1 protein-coding gene and 1 pseudogene are annotated in these 1107 nt (G+C 70.3%); one reads left to right on the forward strand and one right to left on the reverse strand.

The window, feature by feature from the left end; translation table 11 throughout:
* A partial coding sequence (locus E1286_RS48740) for a hypothetical protein (protein ID WP_165970261.1) occupies positions 1 to 899 on the forward strand: 899 nt, incomplete at its 5' end.
* An 18-nt stretch (positions 900 to 917) separates the two neighbouring features.
* Here E1286_RS48740 and E1286_RS47310 read toward each other — a convergent pair.
* Positions 918 to 1107, reverse strand: a pseudogene (locus E1286_RS47310) (cytochrome P450); the annotation flags it as partial.

Genomic DNA, 1107 nt, shown 5'->3' on the forward strand with positions numbered 1-1107 from the left:
GCTCCGGCCTGAGCCGCGACCCCTCCGACCCCGAGCACCGCTTCGTGACGGCCGGCCAGATCAGCGGCTCGCGCACCCCGCCGCCCGAACGCCAGCAGGAGCTCTGGAACACCGTCTTCGGCGACAACTACCAGGCCATGGGCGACCAGGACTCCCTCGACGACGAGGACGGCAAGCCCATCTGGATGTACGCGCTCGGCGGCTCGGTCGCCGTCGCGCTGGTGATCGCGCTGCTGTGGGCGTTCCTGTGGGGCCCGCTGTCGGGCGAGGAGTCGTCGAGCGCCGGCGTCGCCGGGGAGGCCACGGCCGCGCAGCAGCAGCAGCAGCAGCAGCAGCAGGAGAAGCCCAGCACGAAGAAGATCCCCACGCTGCCGAAGTACCCCGGTGACCCGTCACCCGTCGCGGGACGCGTGACCGACGCCGCGGCCGGGATCACGGTGCCGCGTCTGGGCGGCGAGTGGCAGCTCGACCAGCGCTCCACGGTCAAGGGCACGTACGGCTACGACACCCGCCAGTACGTCCAGGTCGCGCCGGAGCGGTACGCCGTGCTCATGTCGGGACCGCTGCCGCAGCGGCTGGCGCAGTACTACGAGCCGGACAACCTGGAGCCGGCGATCAAGCAGGTCGTGTTGAGCGCGCGCGACAACTTCTTCCCGCCGGACAACAAGGTCCGCAAGATCGCCCAGCAGCCGATCAAGGTGGGCGACCAGGTCGGGCGGCTGATCGCGTACTCGCTGACGTCGAAGACGGAGAAGGCGACGGTCGTGACGATGGCCGTGCCCACCGGCGCGAACGTCCCCGCCATCGTCTACATGGCGATCCCGGCGGAGAAGGAGGAGCTCCTTCCCGACATCCGCACGGTGATGAACCAGATCAGGCTCGTCTCCCCGTCGTCCTGACCCGGAGGCGGCGCCCGGCTAGAACGTGCACTCCAGGTGCTTGATGCCGTTGATGAAGCTGGAGTGCAGGCGGTCGGGCGTGCCGCCCTCGATGTGCGGCATCCGGCGCAGCAACTCCCGGAACATCACCGTGATCTCGCGCCGGGCCAGGTGGGCGCCGAGGCAGAAGTGCGGGCCAGGGCCGCCGAAGCCGAGGTGGGGGTTGGGG

Origin of the sequence: Nonomuraea terrae (assembly GCF_004348995.1) — a bacterium.
Lineage (GTDB): Bacteria > Actinomycetota > Actinomycetes > Streptosporangiales > Streptosporangiaceae > Nonomuraea > Nonomuraea terrae.